17 protein-coding genes are annotated in these 17,023 nt (G+C 51.7%); 3 read left to right on the top strand and 14 right to left on the bottom strand.

Translation table 11 applies throughout. The features are described 5' to 3' along the window. Positions 1–268: 268 nt before the first annotated feature. From PJI16_03695 to PJI16_03650, 10 genes are all read right to left on the bottom strand, one after another. Positions 269–832 carry a Slp family lipoprotein gene (locus PJI16_03695; protein MDT3776661.1) on the bottom strand — a complete coding sequence of 188 codons (564 nt, stop codon included), beginning with the start codon at positions 830–832 and terminating at the stop codon, positions 269–271. Positions 833–1,597: 765 nt separating this feature from the next. Next, positions 1,598–1,786: a hypothetical protein gene (locus tag PJI16_03690; GenBank protein ID MDT3776660.1), complete on the bottom strand. Its 189-nt coding sequence runs from the start codon at positions 1,784–1,786 to the stop codon at positions 1,598–1,600. A 170-nt stretch (positions 1,787–1,956) separates the two neighbouring features. Further along, positions 1,957–2,229, bottom strand: a complete 273-nt coding sequence (locus PJI16_03685) for a hypothetical protein (GenBank protein ID MDT3776659.1) — start codon at positions 2,227–2,229, stop codon at positions 1,957–1,959. 372 nt (positions 2,230–2,601) lie between these two features. Further along, the gene (locus PJI16_03680; protein ID MDT3776658.1) at positions 2,602–3,201 is read right to left on the bottom strand and encodes a tetratricopeptide repeat protein; all 600 of its coding nucleotides are present in this window, start codon (positions 3,199–3,201) and stop codon (positions 2,602–2,604) included. 89 nt (positions 3,202–3,290) lie between these two features. Further along, a complete protein-coding gene (locus PJI16_03675) occupies positions 3,291–5,099 on the bottom strand; it encodes an ABC-F family ATP-binding cassette domain-containing protein (GenBank protein ID MDT3776657.1) in 1,809 nt (602 codons plus the stop codon). Between the two features lie 560 nt (positions 5,100–5,659). Next, positions 5,660–6,121 (bottom strand): STAS domain-containing protein, encoded by a 462-nt coding sequence (locus PJI16_03670; GenBank protein ID MDT3776656.1) that lies wholly within the window; start codon positions 6,119–6,121, stop codon positions 5,660–5,662. Between the two features lie 133 nt (positions 6,122–6,254). Continuing rightward, the gene (locus tag PJI16_03665; GenBank protein MDT3776655.1) at positions 6,255–7,268 is read right to left on the bottom strand and encodes a S1C family serine protease; all 1,014 of its coding nucleotides are present in this window, start codon (positions 7,266–7,268) and stop codon (positions 6,255–6,257) included. A 194-nt stretch (positions 7,269–7,462) separates the two neighbouring features. Next, positions 7,463–8,065, bottom strand: a complete 603-nt coding sequence (locus PJI16_03660; protein MDT3776654.1) for a mismatch-specific DNA-glycosylase — start codon at positions 8,063–8,065, stop codon at positions 7,463–7,465. A 166-nt stretch (positions 8,066–8,231) separates the two neighbouring features. Further along, positions 8,232–8,882 carry a hypothetical protein gene (locus PJI16_03655; GenBank protein MDT3776653.1) on the bottom strand — a complete coding sequence of 217 codons (651 nt, stop codon included), beginning with the start codon at positions 8,880–8,882 and terminating at the stop codon, positions 8,232–8,234. Positions 8,883–9,115: 233 nt separating this feature from the next. Next, entirely contained in the window at positions 9,116–10,369 is a 1,254-nt protein-coding gene (locus PJI16_03650) for a TIGR03862 family flavoprotein (protein ID MDT3776652.1), read from the bottom strand. 249 nt (positions 10,370–10,618) lie between these two features. Between PJI16_03650 and PJI16_03645 the strand changes: the two genes are divergently transcribed. Both PJI16_03645 and PJI16_03640 read left to right on the top strand, forming a co-directional pair. Further along, positions 10,619–10,786 (top strand): hypothetical protein, encoded by a 168-nt coding sequence (locus tag PJI16_03645; GenBank protein ID MDT3776651.1) that lies wholly within the window; start codon positions 10,619–10,621, stop codon positions 10,784–10,786. A gap of 140 nt (positions 10,787–10,926) precedes the next feature. Next, positions 10,927–11,280: a hypothetical protein gene (locus PJI16_03640; GenBank protein MDT3776650.1), complete on the top strand. Its 354-nt coding sequence runs from the start codon at positions 10,927–10,929 to the stop codon at positions 11,278–11,280. On the opposite strand, the gene PJI16_03635 is transcribed toward PJI16_03640, so the two are convergent. Beyond that, complete coding sequence (locus PJI16_03635) at positions 11,238–12,107, bottom strand: 50S ribosomal protein L11 methyltransferase (GenBank protein ID MDT3776649.1); 870 nt, start codon at positions 12,105–12,107, stop codon at positions 11,238–11,240. The two genes, PJI16_03640 and PJI16_03635, sit on opposite strands and share 43 nt — an antisense overlap. A 230-nt stretch (positions 12,108–12,337) precedes the next feature. Between PJI16_03635 and PJI16_03630 the strand changes: the two genes are divergently transcribed. Beyond that, positions 12,338–14,215, top strand: coding sequence for a hypothetical protein (locus tag PJI16_03630; protein MDT3776648.1), 1,878 nt, complete (start codon positions 12,338–12,340; stop codon positions 14,213–14,215). A 603-nt stretch (positions 14,216–14,818) separates the two neighbouring features. Here PJI16_03630 and PJI16_03625 read toward each other — a convergent pair. The 3 genes from PJI16_03625 to PJI16_03615 all read right to left on the bottom strand — a co-directional run bounded on the left by PJI16_03625 (position 14,819) and on the right by PJI16_03615 (position 16,957). Then, positions 14,819–15,094, bottom strand: a complete 276-nt coding sequence (locus tag PJI16_03625) for a hypothetical protein (protein MDT3776647.1) — start codon at positions 15,092–15,094, stop codon at positions 14,819–14,821. Positions 15,095–15,236: 142 nt separating this feature from the next. Beyond that, the gene (locus PJI16_03620) at positions 15,237–15,713 is read right to left on the bottom strand and encodes a hypothetical protein (protein ID MDT3776646.1); all 477 of its coding nucleotides are present in this window, start codon (positions 15,711–15,713) and stop codon (positions 15,237–15,239) included. Between the two features lie 323 nt (positions 15,714–16,036). Beyond that, positions 16,037–16,957, bottom strand: coding sequence for a VanZ family protein (locus PJI16_03615; protein ID MDT3776645.1), 921 nt, complete (start codon positions 16,955–16,957; stop codon positions 16,037–16,039). Positions 16,958–17,023 lie beyond the last annotated feature (66 nt).

The raw sequence follows: 17,023 nt of genomic DNA, 5'->3' as shown, positions 1-17,023 counted from the left end.
CCTTCGAAAATTAATGAAATTCTCTAGTGGGAGGGCACCCGTTATCTTAGACGCACAGGTTTGCTGAAGGAAAGAACCACATCCCCATCACCTTTCAGAAAATGGAGGAAGGAGGATCAGGAGCAATTATTTGATGGAACCGCTAAAGGTGTTGACGGAGGGGTGTGAGGAATACAGTCCATGCCTCGCCGTATCGAGGCTCATCCCCCAACGTACAGCCGGAGGTGGTCATGAGGGGAAAATGCTACGGCCGAAGAACAAATTGACACTAAAAGCCAATGCCCACTCCGATCCCCCCACCGACCCGGCCTCCGGTGCTCCCACCACCAAAGATGCTGGACCAGGGTCCGGAATTGCTTGCTTGAGTCAGAGACGGGTCTTTCCACACATAGAGGTCTTTAATCACTACGGCGGGGAACTGATAGTCCATCTCATCAAGCTTGCCGGCAACACTCTCTGTCACTTCTCCCACAAGGGTGATCAGAGTATGCGGCGGAAACATGGCGGGATCAAGGAAAGTTTTCTCCATGGCGAGGAACCGGCCTTGTGAGTCGGTGCGGGTCATTAAGGGACGTCGGTACTCATCCAAGGGTAATTGCAACACCTCAAGCCGGGTCCCTTCCTTAAGGCGCTTGACCGAAAGGACTTCCCCTCCAAGCAGGAGTATCTTTCCTTGATAAGACCCGGGATGTTGAATCACTTGCAAAAACGTGAGAGTAGGATCAATCTGATTCCGAAGCGTTTCCGGTATCTCCATGGGCGAGGCAGCGCATCCTCCCATTACACACCCCAGACCGAGAAACACACACTCAATGAGAGTTTTCAGTTTCATAAGCCTATTCTATTATATCCAAAGGATGATTGGCGGATGGTATCCCCTCGGCAAATAATCACTCCAACCGGGCCTGAAAAACGGCCTAAAATCAGTTAAAGCCCTCACGGATGATACCAACATTTAGAATTCTCCGTGACCCATCTTAACTTCGCCTGGCTGGCGCGGTGATGCAAAGAGGCGCAACGGGATTTTCACCCAGGTCCTATTTGACCAAGCTCAACAGGAAGACTCAACTCAGACAAATCGTAAAGCTAATTATGGCCTCGGAACAACCAACGGAAGTAGCGATGCGTCTCACATAACAAGAGACTGTGACGACCAAAAATTGGGAGAACTTAACCCGCATCACCGGACCTCCAGGGATCTGCCTTGGAGCATGAAGTGGCCCGATACTCTCTATATGAACTCCCAATGGGAAGGGTGCCACCCTCTCACAGGAACCGGCCAACCGATGCAGACAAACAAGTTATAAAATAACAACCTGGAAGTAGGCTGGCCTTTCTTTAGATTCCATGTAGACGCACGCCTCTTCAACAGGATTGTTCGGGAATGGTCACCCACAGTAAGGTGAACTACAGTAATCCACGACCTGACATGCCATTTCTCCCCCTACGGGTACTACCGGGCTGTCAGAAAAGCAGAGTGAGGCAGATTTTTCGGATAATAGAGCCAACCTTGGCAGAACAACTTGAGTTGGGGAAAAGATCCCCGGAAGAATACCGGTATTTGTGTCGAACGATTAGTGAGAAGGGACAGGTCTCACTAGTATTGAGGTGGTTGCGGGCCCGGCCGTATCCCAACTAAGTCGGGATCTTCCCCATCGAGTACTCTAGGAGGTTCTTCATTTTCAGACTTGCGTTGTTCACGTCGGGCTTCCTTATCCTGTTGCTTCATCCTTTTGACCATTTCACGATTTCGTTTGGCCTGGGTTACTTTTGTGGGTCTTCCCATTTATCTTCCTCCTTTGATATGGGTTATCACGCCTCCGGCTTCCACACTTGAGTGTTAGGTCTCTTTAAGTCTATGCCTGTTTGAGAGACCATCACACCCACTTGTCGAGCCACCGAACCTGCCATGCTCCCATGTACCCGTCTCTTGTCCACCTACGCGGCATAGCCGTCCTACGTGGACTCCCTGCGCGTCTTGGTCACCGGCTTTGCAGAAGTGGAAGAACGGGAAATTTTTTGAGGCACCACATCAAGGCGAGTAGCGCTATCCTGATCAAACCCAGGGCTCGACATCATCAGAACTTGCCGGCGAACCTCATCGATCGGCATGGGGATTTTTTCTTTAGATGGATCAGCGAGGCCAAGGAGATCCCAACGGATCTTGGGCTCCGGTTTAAAGGTTTTTCTATTCCTGACCTTACCGCCCCACTTCATTGTCAGCTTCATAAGAAGCCTCCTTCTGGCAAAAAAACCATCCCAATCATGACAAAGAACACGAACCGTCCTGTCGAACCGGGCAGGAAGCGAAGGGGTTAATGAAGGTTTCACACCCTCAAGAATCAATTGTAAAAATCAATCCGCCTAGGAATGAAAGCGCGGAAAAGGCAGGGTAACCACCATCGCTTGCACCGTGAATCAGGGTAGCACTCTGCTGGGAGGGAGTCAAATACAGGAAGTAATCATAGCCGACTCATAAGGTCTATCTCACCGAACTCGTCACGTCCTCAAGAGTCCTTCCTTCTCAATTCCCAAAATCAGTTACGGCAACGTAGAAGGGATGACAAAACTCTTCTCAACACATGGACGTCAGACCTTCACCTAAAGAGCGACCTCTTCACCTTTGGGATTCCATTTCCGTGCGAGATCAGTTGCCTTATTGATCTGTTCAGTGGTCATCTCCCGTGAGAGTAGGTCCAAGGCTTGGATTGATGGATCCAGGCCCTGCTGGGCTGCCAGATACGCCCACTTATAGGCTTGCACCAGGTCCTTTGGGACTCCTTCTCCCTTGTAATACATGAGACCCACATGATTTTGCGCACCACCGTTTCCCTGTTCGGCCGCCCGTAGAAACCATCGAAAGGCCTCTTGATAATCCTGCGGCATCCCCAAACCCTGGCGGTACATCGCGCCAAGATTGTTCTGAGCTCTGGCATTGCCGAGATCCGCAGCCCGACGGTACCACAGTCGAGCCTGCTCAAAATCCTGGGTGACTCCCTGGCCATACCGGTACATATAGCCCAACATGTTCTGCGCTTCGGCATGTCCCTCTTCTGCTAATGGTCGCCATTCAGACAGAGCGGCGGAAAAATTCTCCTGCAGGTAGGCCTCCTCCCCTTCCTCAAAACCGGCCCATACCGCTCCCACCCAAAAGAGTAAAAAAATCACGCCCGTTTTCTGGATAGTGGCCAGAAGTCTCATGGTGTCATTTCTTTCTTTCCCTCACCGTGCGGTGGACTCAGTAAACAGCATGCATCAACCCTGACAGACGCTCATATCTTCATTGTACTCTATGCCTGTTGCTTCGCTTCAAGTTCCGCCCACCGGGTATACAGGCGTTCCACCTCCTGTTCAGCGGACTTGAGATTTTCATAAGCTTCTTGGAGCTTGAGATGATTGGAAACGATTTTGGGATTTTCTGTTTCCGTGCGGCACAATTCGAGGACAGCCTCGGCATCAAGAACCCGTTTTTCTATCGTGTCATACTCTTGCTGATCACGAAATGAGAGTTTTTTGGCTTTTGGCCGTTCCGTCGCGACACGGGTACCCTTGGTTTGAGTGCTTGACTGGTCTTTGCCCGATCGTTGACGTCGAAGCCATGATTCCCATTGTCCGTAATCCGCAAATTGTCCGTACCCTCCCTGCCCGTCTAAACCGACAAATTCCGTGCAGACTTCCTCCATCATATACCGGTCATGGGTAACCAGGATTAATGCCCCGGGAAATTCCTTTAAACTCTCTTCCAGGACTTCTCGCGTCGGAATATCCAAATCGTTCGTCGGTTCATCCACAATCAACACATCTGCGGACTGAAGCATTAATCGGGCAATGACCGCCCTCGCCTGCTCACCGCCTGAGAGTAACTCAATCGGGAGATCCAGTTGCTCAGGCTGAAATTGAAAGCGTTTAGCCCATCCAGCCAGATGCACGGTCTGCCCCCGGTACATGACGGTGTGCCCGGAATCCGACAACGTCCGTCTCAAGGTCATCTTCGGATCCAATTGATCACGATTTTGATCAAAATACACCACCTGCAATTTATCCGCATGAGTCACGCTTCCCTGATCAGGCTCCAATTCCTTGGCGAGTAATTTCAAGAGGGTGGACTTCCCGGAGCCATTATGGCCTAAGACCCCGGTAGCGGTTCCCGGTGAGATCACCCAGTCCAATTTTTGAATAATCGTCCGCTTGGCAAATGCCTTCCGAAGCTGATGGACGACCATCAATTGTTTGGTGCGCCGACCTGAGCCGACAAAATCAATGGAGGTTTCTTCTTGTCGCAACCGCACTTGGGTTTCAGCCAACTCCGCCTGCAACGCATGCGCAGAATCGATGCGAGCCTTCGCTTTAGTGGATCGAGCCTTGGGACCTCGACGAAGCCACTCTTCCTCCCTGCGGACTTTTCCGGCCAAGGCCTGAGCTTGTTGAGTTTGGCTGTTCAGGAATTCTTCCCGCTTAACCAAAAACTCCTCATAGCCTCCCGAAACCAGAAAGATGCCATCAGGATACCGGGAATTAATTTCTGCCACCTTATTGGTTGCATGGCCGAGAAACCATCGATCATGGCTCACCATGACCCACGGCCATGGAGCCTGGGACATCACCTGCTCAAGCCATCGCATCCCTTCCAGATCGAGATGATTGGTCGGCTCATCCACCAGCATGACATCCGGCGACTGAACAAACCCACAGGCAATGGCAAGACGTTTTTTCCATCCGCCTGAAAGAGGACCCACGATCTGATCTCCCTGACCAAACCCCATGCGCCCTAGTGTCTCCTGCACCCGAGCCACGCAATCATGCGCATGGAGGCCGGAGGCCAACGCGGCCCGTTCGATTTCCTCCGCGACTGTGGAATCGGAATCGAAATCCGCCTGTTGGGGAATATAGGCAATGCGAAGATGCTGCCGTCGAGTGACTCTTCCGTCATCCGGCTTTTCAAGTCCGGCAAAGATTCGAAGGAGGGTGCTTTTCCCCGATCCATTCGGCCCGATAATCCCGATACGGTCTTTTTCTGACACGCCGAGCGTCAGTTCCTGAAAGAGACGCTTGGTCCCATAGGCTTTGGTAAGCTTCTGTCCATAAATCAGCGCTGACATACGTATTACACTCCTTTAAATTCCGACCTTCATAAACCCTGAAATTAATAATGATCTTTTCCCACCTGTGGAACTCATCCATTCCTGCCGGACAGGACTCACCAGAGACGGACCCCGCTCAACCTATTTGCCTTCAGAGACAGGCCACCCCTGCGGGTCGAAGCCCCCGCAGACCCCATGCCATCGACAATCACATCGTATTGAAAGGAATGAAGAGGGAGAGTCACCGGTCAGAGGTAAATTGTCGTGAAAAATGGATTTGCGAGACAAACCTGAACAGGTTGGAGAGTAGGAAGCTTTCCGGTAACGAAAACCGTATACACTTTCACCAATTTTTCACTACTGTACTGCAATTCTCCCTAGGTTGACTACCCCGTCATCATACTCAAAAGAAAACACAGACACATACAGTGGAGCATTTTTGTCCCGGGATGGAGAATTATCCCCCCACCATTGAAGGGACCCAGTAGAAACGGGTGGATGATACGTAAGAGAATCTCAGAAGACTCATCACCAACAAAAACACGTGATAATCGTGAAGGAAGAAGGAGGCAGGGGAGCTAAAGTTCAGAAAACGTAGAAAATTGGTCATCCGTTGCATACATGGGAATCATCTTCTCCATATGCATTTCACATAATAAGGTCTTCACCTGATCCTGAGGATTCACGATAATTATCCTCCCCTTGAGTTTCAGGAATGTCCTGGCGAGGACCACCAAAGCGCCGAACCCCACACTATCCAAAAAAGTTACCCCTTGAAAATCCAGGATAAGCCCTTTTGACTTCGCATCTGTATATTTCTCTGCGGTCTCCTTGAAGGCATTTTTAGAAAAAATATCCAACTTTCCTGAAAGACTCACCACAGGCAAGCCATTCATTGTTCGTTCTTTAATAATCATAGCCCGGCATTGATCCTTCTTTCTCCAAGGCCCGATCCATAGGAGATTACCCCATGTTTCAGTGCGTTTGGTGGGTCTATCGGACCATTTGTAGGGAATCTTGAGGATTATGGCCTGATTCATGACCTTTCACCGGCGTGGCTCGATTCCTTTAGCCTATTTTTCCATACTCCCAAGTAAGGGAAGGCCTGGCATGGGAAACATGGAAATCCACAAGGCCGGAAAGCCTCTTGAAAAAAGAAAAACAAAGGCATTCTTAGGATCGACCTAAGGTAACCGAGAGCAGCTTCTGAGCATCTCCACGCTGAATCTTGATCTCGACAACCTGACCGGGTTCGGTACGTTCAATCAGATAATTTTTCAATTGTGCCGGTGTGGTAATAGGCACATCATTAATGGCCACCAGCACATCGCCTTTTTGAAATCCCGCATGACGTGAGGGACCGGTCACCTTGGCCACGACCAACGCCCAACGACTTCCCGTTCTTATGGTTTGGAGCTGAATCCCCAGCACCGAAAACCCCGGCACCCTCCCATCCAAGACGGCGGTCACCACTCGTTGAACCAACGGGCCCGGGAGAACAAAAGCCAATCGCGCACAGCGCCGATCTTCATGTTGCGTATCCGTTTGAATGATGGCATGCATGAGACCCACCAGCTGTCCATGTTGATTCAATAACCCGCCGCCCGAATTGCCACTACAAGCGGACATATCCACCTGCATTAACCGACTGTTCACCGTCGGCAAAAAGGTATTGGGATTGCCAGTCGTGCCAAAGTTAATGGCCGGCCCCCAACCCAGTGGATATCCGACGGTAAAGACCTGATCGCCATACGTCACATCTTCGTCGGCAAACGTGACATGCGCTTGGGGCCAATCCGATTCAGGACCCTGGAGTTGATACACCGCCACATCCAGGTAAGCATTCGCTCCCTGCCGGGTTGCCGGCAACTCAAACAGATCGTCCGTGACTACATGAATGGTGTCGGGGATAATGACTTTTCCTCCCTCTGTACGCTCTACCGCATGCCGCGCCGTTACAATCACTCCTCCGCCAATATGGATTCCCGATCCCCGAATACTGACGGGCAGTCCATAGTCATTATCAGAAATCTCAGGTTGATCAGCCGGGAGAATCCCGACTGTCGCCAACTTGGCCTGCTCAATGGCATGGGAAATCGGCATTGCCCGAACCTCTCCCAACCCCGGCAAAAAGCCAAGGCCTACAAAAAAAACGAATCCAATGAAAATCGATCTCGCATCACTCATCCATACCCCCAGCGTTTCAGAATGGCCCCCAAAGCGAGAAACAAGTCTCCTCATTCAAACCAACTCACTCTCTCGCGGATATTCAGAAGAACACAGGTCACATAAGATTCGTCTATACATACCTCAACCACAAGATCAAAGCATTATTGGCTGCCGGATGCGAGCGGCTCTAATGGGTGGACTACTCGCTCGCTTCAGGATGGATGACCCCAATCCTTCAGCCCACAGTACAAAACTTTCATTTGCTGATAGGAATAATGGGCATTCCTTCCACTCGGATTTGGCAACACCCAGACAGGCACACCACAAAGGGGAATAGATTGCAGGCCCACCTGAATTGGATTTCCAAGCGCCAGCTGCTTAACACTGGTTGCCTCATTGGACGAGAGAAGCATGCGTGCCATGCTGACTCCTAACAAGGCCACTAGTCGAGGTTGATATGTCATGATTTTTGTCAGTAATGCCTGATGCCCTTGGAGAAAATCCTGTTTTCCCAAATCCTGAACACCGGCGGTCGGCCTGGCAATCATATTGGTAAGCCCATACCCGAATTCAGGCAATTGCCAATCATCCCGATAGGTCAGGGGAAAGGGAATCAGCCCGGAGTCAAACAGCAGCTTCCAAAACCGGTTGGAAGGTCCGGCATAATGATGACCGACCTCAGCCGAGCGCAGACCAGGGTTAATTCCAACAAAGAGAATGGATAACCCGGGGGCCAGATAATCGGGTAACCCTGAGTGCTCATAACTTGTGGGCATACGTCCCCGGTGCTTGGATCCACCCACGCGCGTCTTCATACATTAATTATACAGAGCACGGGCTTTTGCAGTATTGCCTAAGAACCCAGCCACCACAAGGTAGGAAACGTTTGAAAAATAGGAAGGGATTGTGGAGAAAAACAGGAAAAAGCTAGAAGAAAAATTCCATTCCAATTCGGGCACCTGGCAAAAACCAAATCGCGATTTATTTGGAAGCCAGTTTCGTTTGAATCTCGGAAAAGGTTTTTTCCGCATCAGGGAGAAGATCATCCCGGTTTGCCGCCCTGGCAAGCTCCAACGCCCTTTTCGCTAAATTAAACGCCTCTTGATCCTCTCCCCGCTCAACACACAATCGCGCGACAACCATGCGAGCATTAATGGCTTCAGGATCCTTCTGGATCACCTCCCGCAGCATCGCTTCGCCCTTTTCGGAATCTCCTCCAAATAACCCGGGGACTTCGATGAGGATCGTCCCTTTAGAAGAGAGGGCATCCATATGGTTAGGATTGAGTAAAAGGGTCTTGTCCAGAGCTTCCATCATCCGTCCATATTCAAACACCGAGAAAAGGACTTCTCCGTTGGCCCGCATACGCTCGCCAATATTACAAAACAGGGCAAAATGCGCGTCGGCGGAATTCTCGTCGAGTTCCACAGACTTTTTAGCCAGTTCTCTCCCGCGTTCAAAGTGAGCAACCCGAGCCGTTTCGTCCTTTGCCCGTCTCCCTTCATGACATGCATCCATCGCCTGTTGCGTCAAAATCTGAGAGGATTCCTCACCCCAGACTCCAGGAATAATCAACCAGGAAAGCAGCACACTGGCGAACAAAATATAAAGCATGCGATGAGTCAGGGTCATATTGTACAAGTCCTTTGTGCACTACTCGGATGAATTCCAGCCAACAAAAGGGGGGGACAGGACACAAAGTAAATATTTTATACCAAGTGAAATGCTCATGCCAACGCCTGGGGACGTAAAATGTTCTCACCCGGTTTTCCTTGGGGAATTAACGGCCACTGTTGGGATGAAAAATGAGGAAGGGGTCCATGACCAGAGCTCATGCGGGGGGTCGCCGGTTGTCAGAACTTTGCCTAAGTGAAACGGCGGGTTGACTGAAACCACCTCACAGCTCCGACACCCGCAGCATGACCACTAGCAAAACAGGCAGTCAAAAGATAGCCGCCGGTTGGCGCTTCCCAATCCAGCATCTCTCCCGAACAAAATACACCCGGTAAGGTGCGAACCATCAGTCGCCCGTCCAAGGCTTCAAACGCTACTCCACCCGCCGTGCTGATCGCTTCCTCCAGCGGGCGCGGCGCAACGAGACGTAACGGCAGCGATTTGATGGCCGTCCCAAGTAGGATGGGGTCGGCAAAGTCTTTCTTGGACACATATTCCCTCAGAAGGCCGGCTTTCACCCCGGAAATACCAACCCGGCGCTGCAGGTGACTCGCCATCGAGCGTGAACCTCGCGGCCGTGATAAGTCTGAAATAAGGCGCGACACATCCCGGTCCGGCGCCAGATCCAATCGAAGAAGCACCGTGCCCCTTTTCACAATCTCGTCACGTAGCCATGCCGAAATTGCATAGATCACACCTCCTTCAATGCCGGTCTCCGTCAGAACGAATTCCCCCTGTTGCCTGAACTCAACGCCCTCCTGGGTGGTTCCCGCCACGACAACCGGCTTCACGGGATGCCCGGCATAACGGTCACGAAGATGCGGACTCCATTCGACATCAAAACCACAATTCGTCGGCTTCAGCGGTTCAATGAGAACACCACGCCCGGCAAGCAACGGCACCCATGCCCCATCGGAGCCGAATCTGGGCCAACTGCCACCACCCAACGCGAGCACCACAGCATCAGGAGAAACAAGACGATCTCCTTGCGGCGTGGAAAACCGGAGAGTCTCGCTCCCCGCCCAGCCACACCAGCGATGCCGCACGTGAATCGTCATTCCATGCTGGCGCAATCGGCGTAACCAAGACCGCAAAAGAGGTGCAGACTTAAGGTCAGTAGGAAACACGCGGCCGGATGTTCCAATAAACGTCTCCACACCCAATTCACGAGCCCACTCGCGCAAGGCATCCGACCCAAATCCGGCAAGCAACGATCGGATTTGTTCCTGCCGAGGACCATATCGCAAAATAAAATTCCCTAATGGCTCAGAATGCGTCAAGTTGAGCCCACCCTTCCCTGCTAACAAAAATTTTCGACCGACGGAGGCCATGGCGTCATATAGATCTACCCGTGCGCCCATGGCAATCGCGGCCTCCGCAGCCATCAGGCCCGCAGGCCCCCCGCCGATCACCGCAATCTTCATATTATCTGACTTCAACGGCATGGAAGACCCACAGGAAGTGAAGGTAAAAAAGCGTGATCACAAGACAAATATGCCAATCGTCTCTGAGTATGTATTTCGAATTCTTTCCTGATCCATAGGCTCCTCACGAAGGGAATTTATCACACCAATTCCCTTCACAAGTAATGTGATTTGCCCGAAGAGAAGGGTTTCATTAAGATACTTCAAGCCCATACATCACGTATTAGATCTCCCCCTGGTAGACTTCACAAGACAGGAGAATTGAATTCAATGGAGCAGGAAGAAATTCGACAATTGTGGGCCGACGGTGAGGATTGGATCATCAAGCGCCAACATAATCAATATTTCCATCGTCCGGACGGAAAATACGGAGACTGGAAATCCGGGCTCCCTCCCGGCGTGCTAAAACCGGACGTCGACACCCTCTTCGATGATTAGATGGTGGGGTCTTCCTCATCTCAAATGGGAAATTACAACGTCAAAAAAAATTCATTTCATCTCACGAATTGTTCCAGAGAGAGCCCCTCACGACCCCCATGCGATTTTCCGGACGAATCATTGGTTTGCTCAAGGAGTACATGCATGACTTAGTCGAGCAGGCAAAACAGGAGGAAGCCGCCCACGCCAGCTTCGGCTTCGCTTCCCACCCCTATCGGGCAGACGAGGCCATCTCTGATCTCCTGGCTATTTTGGATGACCGGATTGAATCAGAAGGCGTCCAGGTTGGGCTTCCCATCGAATTTCTTCACCAGATGTGGACCCTGTGCAACCAAGCCACCACTCACATTTCGGAAACCGTCTGGTTGAGGAAAAACCTGGATCAGGGCACTGGATCGAAAGCGGAAGTCCGGCAACTCACCTACCAAGCCCTCATTGCATTCCTGGAGTCTCAACCCGAAGAAGACGAGTCGGGCGAAGCGACTCCCAACTGAATGGCTATCCAGCCATCCCACCTCCTGACATGGCGTCGAAGCCATCCCTGCCCTTCCAACTGTCCGACAATCTCAGCTTCATCTTCCTCCAGCAACCCGGACAACACCAATTGCGTATGCAAACCCCGCATCCTGGAAAATTGACCCATTACTTGAAGTATAGTTTTGCGATCCAGGTTGGCCAGAATGACATCAAATGATTGATCGGGTAGCGTGGCTAATTGGCAGGAGGACAGTGTCAATTCTTCTTGAATATTATTCACGGCTGCGTATTCCCTGGCACAGTCCAGCGCCGTGGTATCCACATCAATGCCCAGCGCCGTGGTCGCTCCCAGGCGTAATGCCGCCATCGCGAGAATGCCACTCCCGGTCCCGACATCCAGCACCCGCATGCCTGGAACCCACGTGACCCCTTCCAACCATTCGAGAATCAATTGGGTGGTAGCATGATGCCCGGTTCCAAACGCCTGCTTGGGATCAATGATCAATTCCACTCCATCCTTGGGCATGTCCATGGTGGCCCAACTCGGGCGGATCCCAATTCGACGGCCGATACGAATAGGCTGAACGGACGCCGCCCAGGTGGCATTCCAATCCTGAGCTTTCACGGGCTGAAACTGCAGTGACCCTTCCGGGGGAACAACACCCAATGCGCTGATCGCCGACCGAACCTGCTGAAGAATGGCTGTTCCATTCTTACTCCAATAGAGCACGACCGAACCCTCCGCCTCCCATGCCCCCAGAAATTCCTGGCAATCCAGAATCCCCGCCAACTCAGTGGCATCCACCGAAACTGGAATCGTCATTTCAAAGACCGTCGCATCCATACAAGCTTTTCCATTATTTAAACGTTTTTCAATTGTACGCTACTGCTGCCACTCATTTCTCAGGGGAAGAAAACAGGAGGCCCTCTTCAAATAAGCGCAAACTGCGTGGAGAGCAAGGAGTGCGTTGAGGACTCTGTGTCATCAAAATCCGACCGACCGCATGCTTCAACAAGATCTTCGCCAATTTCTATTGACGGGATCATGTAGAGCGGCTAATGTCCGCAGGCCCTATGGAACATACCTCTACCGATAGACGAGAACAAGCGATCCTTCGCCTCATTCACCGCACCGAGCGGATGCAGGCGAAAGGCGCCACCGCCAGCCAACAGTTCAGCCGATGGAGAATGGGAATATTCCTTGCTGGCGCTGCGATCACGATCGGTGCCTATCAACAGGCCTGGTTTCATACCGGGAATGGACTACTTCTTATCTTCCTCATCGGGTTTCTCACTATATCCTGGTTTCACCAGCGATTGAAATCCCGGTTGCATCGATTACGGCTCTGGTTGGAAATCAAACAAGACAGCTTCGCTCGCTTGCAACTTGATTGGCCTCATATATCGGCCGACGAACACAAGGCCCCTGAGCGACATCCGTTCGCCTTAGACCTCGACCTCACGGGTCCACATTCCCTGCTGGGCCTGATCGACACCACCTTTTCCTCCATTGGTCAAAAGCGCATCGCCACCTGGCTCTTTCAATCCAATCTTCCCGAATCGAACGGGCTATCATGGACAACCAGGCAGACATTGGTCAAAGAACTCACCCCGCTCTCCCGTTTGAGGGACCGTTGTCTCTTAGCCACCAGGCTCATTAGCTCCGTACGGTTGAATGGAACCCGGATTATTTCCCTGCTTGAAGCGCCCATCGCCATCAGGCATCTATCTCTGATCATCATCGCCGCATGCGCCCTGACGAGTCTCACCATTGCCTTAGGGCTCTGGACGCTCCTCACGGGAGCACCAAATTTTTGGTTGCTTCCCCTCACCCTTTATATCGGGACGTATTTTCTCCTTTCGGGATCCATCCATCCGCTGTTTGGCCGAGTGCTCGCCCTCCATGAAGAGCTGGAAAAACTTGTCAGCGTGTTTTCCACACTTGAACGATCAACATTTTCCCGTCAACCGACCATCCGACAGGTCTGCCAGTCCATTTTGACCAAACAGCATCGTCCAACCCAGAGCCTCAAACACCTCAGCCGCATCTGCCAGGGGCTGAGCGTCAAAGCCCACCCGCTGATCCATTTAGGCCTTAATGCCCTAATGCCCTGGGACCTGTTGTTTGTCGGAAAACTCAATCGCCTCATCACGCGCCTTCGCGCATCGCTTCCTGACTGGCTGGATACCATTGGCACACTTGATGCCGCCAGCGCCCTTGCACGGTATGCCTATCTCAATCCGGATTATCTCTGGCCACATCTTGAGGCAACGAATGTCACTCCGGACACACGAGGCCTCACCACAAGCGGCCTCGGCCATCCGCTTATTCCACGTGCTCATCGCATTACCAATGATCTGGAGTTACGAGGGGAAGGCCATCTCCTTCTGATCACCGGTTCGAACATGTCAGGGAAAAGCACGTTTCTGCGAACAGTGGGTATTAACTTGTGCCTGGCCCAGGCAGGAGCCCCGGTATGTGCCGGAATATTTTCCTGGACCTGGTTGCGTCTTTATTGTTGCATACGAGTCACGGATGCCCTGGACGAAGGGTTGTCGTATTTTTACGCGGAGGTCAAACGCTTGAAAGTCATTCTGGAAGCCGTGAAAAGCCCCAATCCTGATCCTGTTCTCTTTCTCATTGATGAAATCTATCGGGGCACCAATAATCGTGAACGGCTAGCCGGAAGCGAAGCCTTTGTGCAGGCCCTTCAACAAAGCCGTGGACTGGGTATGATTTCAACTCACGATTTGGAACTCACAGGATTGGCGAATGGAAACGGGCATATCCGGAATGCCCACTTTCAGGAAACCGTCGAAGCAGGCACGTTGCATTTCGATTATCAACTACGACCGGGCCCCTGCCCCACCACCAATGCGCTCCGTATCATGGCCCAGGAAGGCCTTCCCGTCCCACCCGATCACTCCTCGAATCCACATAAGGAGTGTTGAAAAAGGCCGCCAGCCGCGTTCTCACCCCTTGGCCGTGCTCACGTACTCATCCGTACGCTCCGCTCGTCCAAGCGGTTGCGGCCTTTCCTTCGAGAAGCCTCAGGACAGGACTGGACGAGCCTTTTTGAACACTCCACTATTTTTCTTTTGTGGACCTCGGTCACGCATCGGTTCATGCAAAGGCCACATATCTGAAATATTCAACAGCCTTACAAGCAGAATAATAGAAGGCGCCAACTCCCCGTCATGCCTGCCGCCAGCTGCCCAAAAATTCGCCCACCTGGTCATTCCCGACATTCCTTATTGGGAATCAATCTTGGCGTAATTCTGTCGAATTTGGCTCTCCTTTTGGTACTTGCGGGGCCACCTGATTGCACATTGTCATTCTGAGCCCACGGCGAAGAACCTGTGCCCAGGTCGAAACACCTTGAGGTCCAGCCAGATCCTTCTGCCTCCTTGAAATGGCATACCTTTTTCTTTCGTTGCATATCCTCACGAAGATGACTCCCCACTACCTACAGGCGATAATGACGAAATGGAAAGACGGGAAGGACGGAGCCATAGCACAAAAAATCCTCCGTCAAAAAACGATGCTAGAGAAATTTAGGGAGTGATGAGACGAACTTCGCTTTGGGCCTGGTCGGTTTTAGAACCGGTGGACGTCCCGCAATGGGCACAGAGGTATTCGTAGAGACTCCCGGTAGGGAGCACTAAAAGAAGACGCTCACGAGCCGGAGTCGCAGTCTGACATTTTGGACAAAACAGCAACGACGCCCGGAGCGATTCGAATTGTTTAGCTTGGCCTGGAGGAGCCGGATGACGAGCCCCACCCATCCGAGGCGTGGGTCGAGGACCTGTAGGAAATGGCGGTCTAGGCATACGCAGATCTTAGCGAAGGGCCCTAGTCCGGTCAAGATCGCTTCGCATCATTGAGGAAGACCATTGATACATGACCCAACATTCAAGTCACACCACTCACGCGTGACAACCACTCACCCGTGCTTCCTGTTGCTGAATATGATCACTGTGGATCCACTCCCCGCCGCTTGGCGATTTCTTTCGCAATAATGGCCTGCCAGCCTTGATTAAATAAATCTCGTGTGGCCTGTATCGTGGGAATGGGAAGAGGCCCCCCTTCATGGGCCAAACGGAGTTGCTCAAAATTATCCATCATGAGCGTCAACTGTTTGGCCGTGAACTCATTCGTGGGATCGCTCTGTGCGCGCAGTCGCAGGGAGCGAAGCTGGACCAGATAGTCCTGATAAAAGACCTGATCCCACGAATAGTGAGCCTGTGATTCCCCGGCATGGGTTTCGAGTCGGGTTAAAAAAGCGTCCATCTTTTTTTGGAGCGATGTTGCCGTCCGATCCATTTCCGGATCATAAGAAGAAATTAACGTGACGTGGCAACCAACCAGACCCAGTTGCACACACGCCAGAACCCATAGAAAACATCGAAAACGAAATGCGGAGGAAAACGTCAGGATGTCAGGTACCATTGGGATAATCGCCTTTTTGTTGAGATTCCATGGTGGGGAGAGCCACCGGATATGAATAGTTTTGCAACCCATTCCTTCCCAGTCGAATGACGCGCCATATTGAAAAATGAAACAGCTTCATCAAAATATATTCTACTCACCTGTGCGCATCTGTCTACCGGGATTCAATGAAAAAATCGACCCTACCCCAACCTCATATTCGCAACCGCTACATGGGATTGTTGACTTAGGTGCCAGCGCCGACTTCACAGATGCATCTGCCAATTATTGGGATACTCTGTATGTTCGCTCGCCCGGCTTCCACTCCACGAACCCTGACAACTCTATTCCAGACGGAAATTATCGAGATACAGGGAAAATTCTTCCGGTGGGTTTATGGCAAAGAGTTGAACATTCTTAATCGAGCTGAGATCCATTTCCCGACCAACGGGGGCGAGACGAATGTCATCTAACGGAATGTGAATGTGATTGAGGCCCGGCGAAATGGTGATGGCCTGATTAAACCGGTCCGTATAGTCGTTATTATGTTGTGCATCATCAATTCGGATGATCAGCGATTGGGCTTCCGGCAATTCGGAATACACCTCAAAATGGAAATGAGAAAATCCTTTCCAATCCGGATAGGGCTCCCTAAGGCGGATACCTGGATAGGGTTTCGGATAAAACAGCACGAGCCCCACGGTATCGACCTGTGGTTTACCCCAGCCTAAGGGCGGAGGAACGATCTGAACGGCAGCGTCCCTCCCATTGATCAACATCATTTCCCATGCGGCAGAAAACTGAACGAGTGAAGGGAATCGGGCATCCCGGTCCCAATAGACATAGGACCAGACGAGCACCGGACTCAGGGCGACCACCACAAGTAATCCGACCCCGGCCTGAACCAGTTGTTTCCTAGGAGCCACCCGCCATATTGCAACACGTCCCGTAAATCTTTGATCGTACGTGAAAGACAACCCCAAGGCACCCACAGCTCCCAACACATCTAAAAGGAAGTCCGACCATTCGGCAAAACGACTCGAATTGAACGATTGCATGCCTTCCGCCAATGCACCCAGAATCACAGCCCCAATGAACGCCAAACCATATTGGCTACCTACAGACCACCCTCGTGGCTCACCTCGTTGCCGTGCCAGATACAAAAGGATCATGGCCACAACACCAAATAATGGAACATGACAAAAATCGTAGAAGACTTTCCGGAGAATGTTAGGAGAGGGAAGCGGAATCCAAAGCAGGGTCATACATCCCAAAAGGGCCAATGCCAGACCCGGTACCATAAAACGGGATGCGAAGGATTGCTGATGGGA

The organism is Nitrospira sp. MA-1, assembly GCA_032139905.1.
Classification (GTDB): Bacteria; Nitrospirota; Nitrospiria; order Nitrospirales; family UBA8639; genus Nitrospira_E.
This window is presented reverse-complemented; position numbering and strand designations above follow the sequence as displayed.

Bases quoted from the DNA above. Each gene is read 5' to 3' on its own strand.
- PJI16_03695 (MDT3776661.1), bottom strand. From the start codon at position 832: ATGAAACTGAAAACTCTCATTGAGTGTGTGTTTCTCGGTCTGGGGTGT.
- PJI16_03690 (MDT3776660.1), bottom strand. From the start codon at position 1,786: ATGGGAAGACCCACAAAAGTAACCCAGGCCAAACGAAATCGTGAAATG.
- PJI16_03685 (MDT3776659.1), bottom strand. From the start codon at position 2,229: ATGAAGCTGACAATGAAGTGGGGCGGTAAGGTCAGGAATAGAAAAACC.
- PJI16_03680 (MDT3776658.1), bottom strand. From the start codon at position 3,201: ATGAGACTTCTGGCCACTATCCAGAAAACGGGCGTGATTTTTTTACTC.
- PJI16_03675 (MDT3776657.1), bottom strand. From the start codon at position 5,099: ATGTCAGCGCTGATTTATGGACAGAAGCTTACCAAAGCCTATGGGACC.
- PJI16_03670 (MDT3776656.1), bottom strand. From the start codon at position 6,121: ATGAATCAGGCCATAATCCTCAAGATTCCCTACAAATGGTCCGATAGA.
- PJI16_03665 (MDT3776655.1), bottom strand. From the start codon at position 7,268: ATGAGTGATGCGAGATCGATTTTCATTGGATTCGTTTTTTTTGTAGGC.
- PJI16_03660 (MDT3776654.1), bottom strand. From the start codon at position 8,065: ATGAAGACGCGCGTGGGTGGATCCAAGCACCGGGGACGTATGCCCACA.
- PJI16_03655 (MDT3776653.1), bottom strand. From the start codon at position 8,882: ATGACCCTGACTCATCGCATGCTTTATATTTTGTTCGCCAGTGTGCTG.
- PJI16_03650 (MDT3776652.1), bottom strand. From the start codon at position 10,369: ATGCCGTTGAAGTCAGATAATATGAAGATTGCGGTGATCGGCGGGGGG.
- PJI16_03645 (MDT3776651.1), top strand. From the start codon at position 10,619: ATGGAGCAGGAAGAAATTCGACAATTGTGGGCCGACGGTGAGGATTGG.
- PJI16_03640 (MDT3776650.1), top strand. From the start codon at position 10,927: ATGCATGACTTAGTCGAGCAGGCAAAACAGGAGGAAGCCGCCCACGCC.
- PJI16_03635 (MDT3776649.1), bottom strand. From the start codon at position 12,107: ATGGATGCGACGGTCTTTGAAATGACGATTCCAGTTTCGGTGGATGCC.
- PJI16_03630 (MDT3776648.1), top strand. From the start codon at position 12,338: ATGGAACATACCTCTACCGATAGACGAGAACAAGCGATCCTTCGCCTC.
- PJI16_03625 (MDT3776647.1), bottom strand. From the start codon at position 15,094: ATGCCTAGACCGCCATTTCCTACAGGTCCTCGACCCACGCCTCGGATG.
- PJI16_03620 (MDT3776646.1), bottom strand. From the start codon at position 15,713: ATGGTACCTGACATCCTGACGTTTTCCTCCGCATTTCGTTTTCGATGT.
- PJI16_03615 (MDT3776645.1), bottom strand. From the start codon at position 16,957: ATGACCCTGCTTTGGATTCCGCTTCCCTCTCCTAACATTCTCCGGAAA.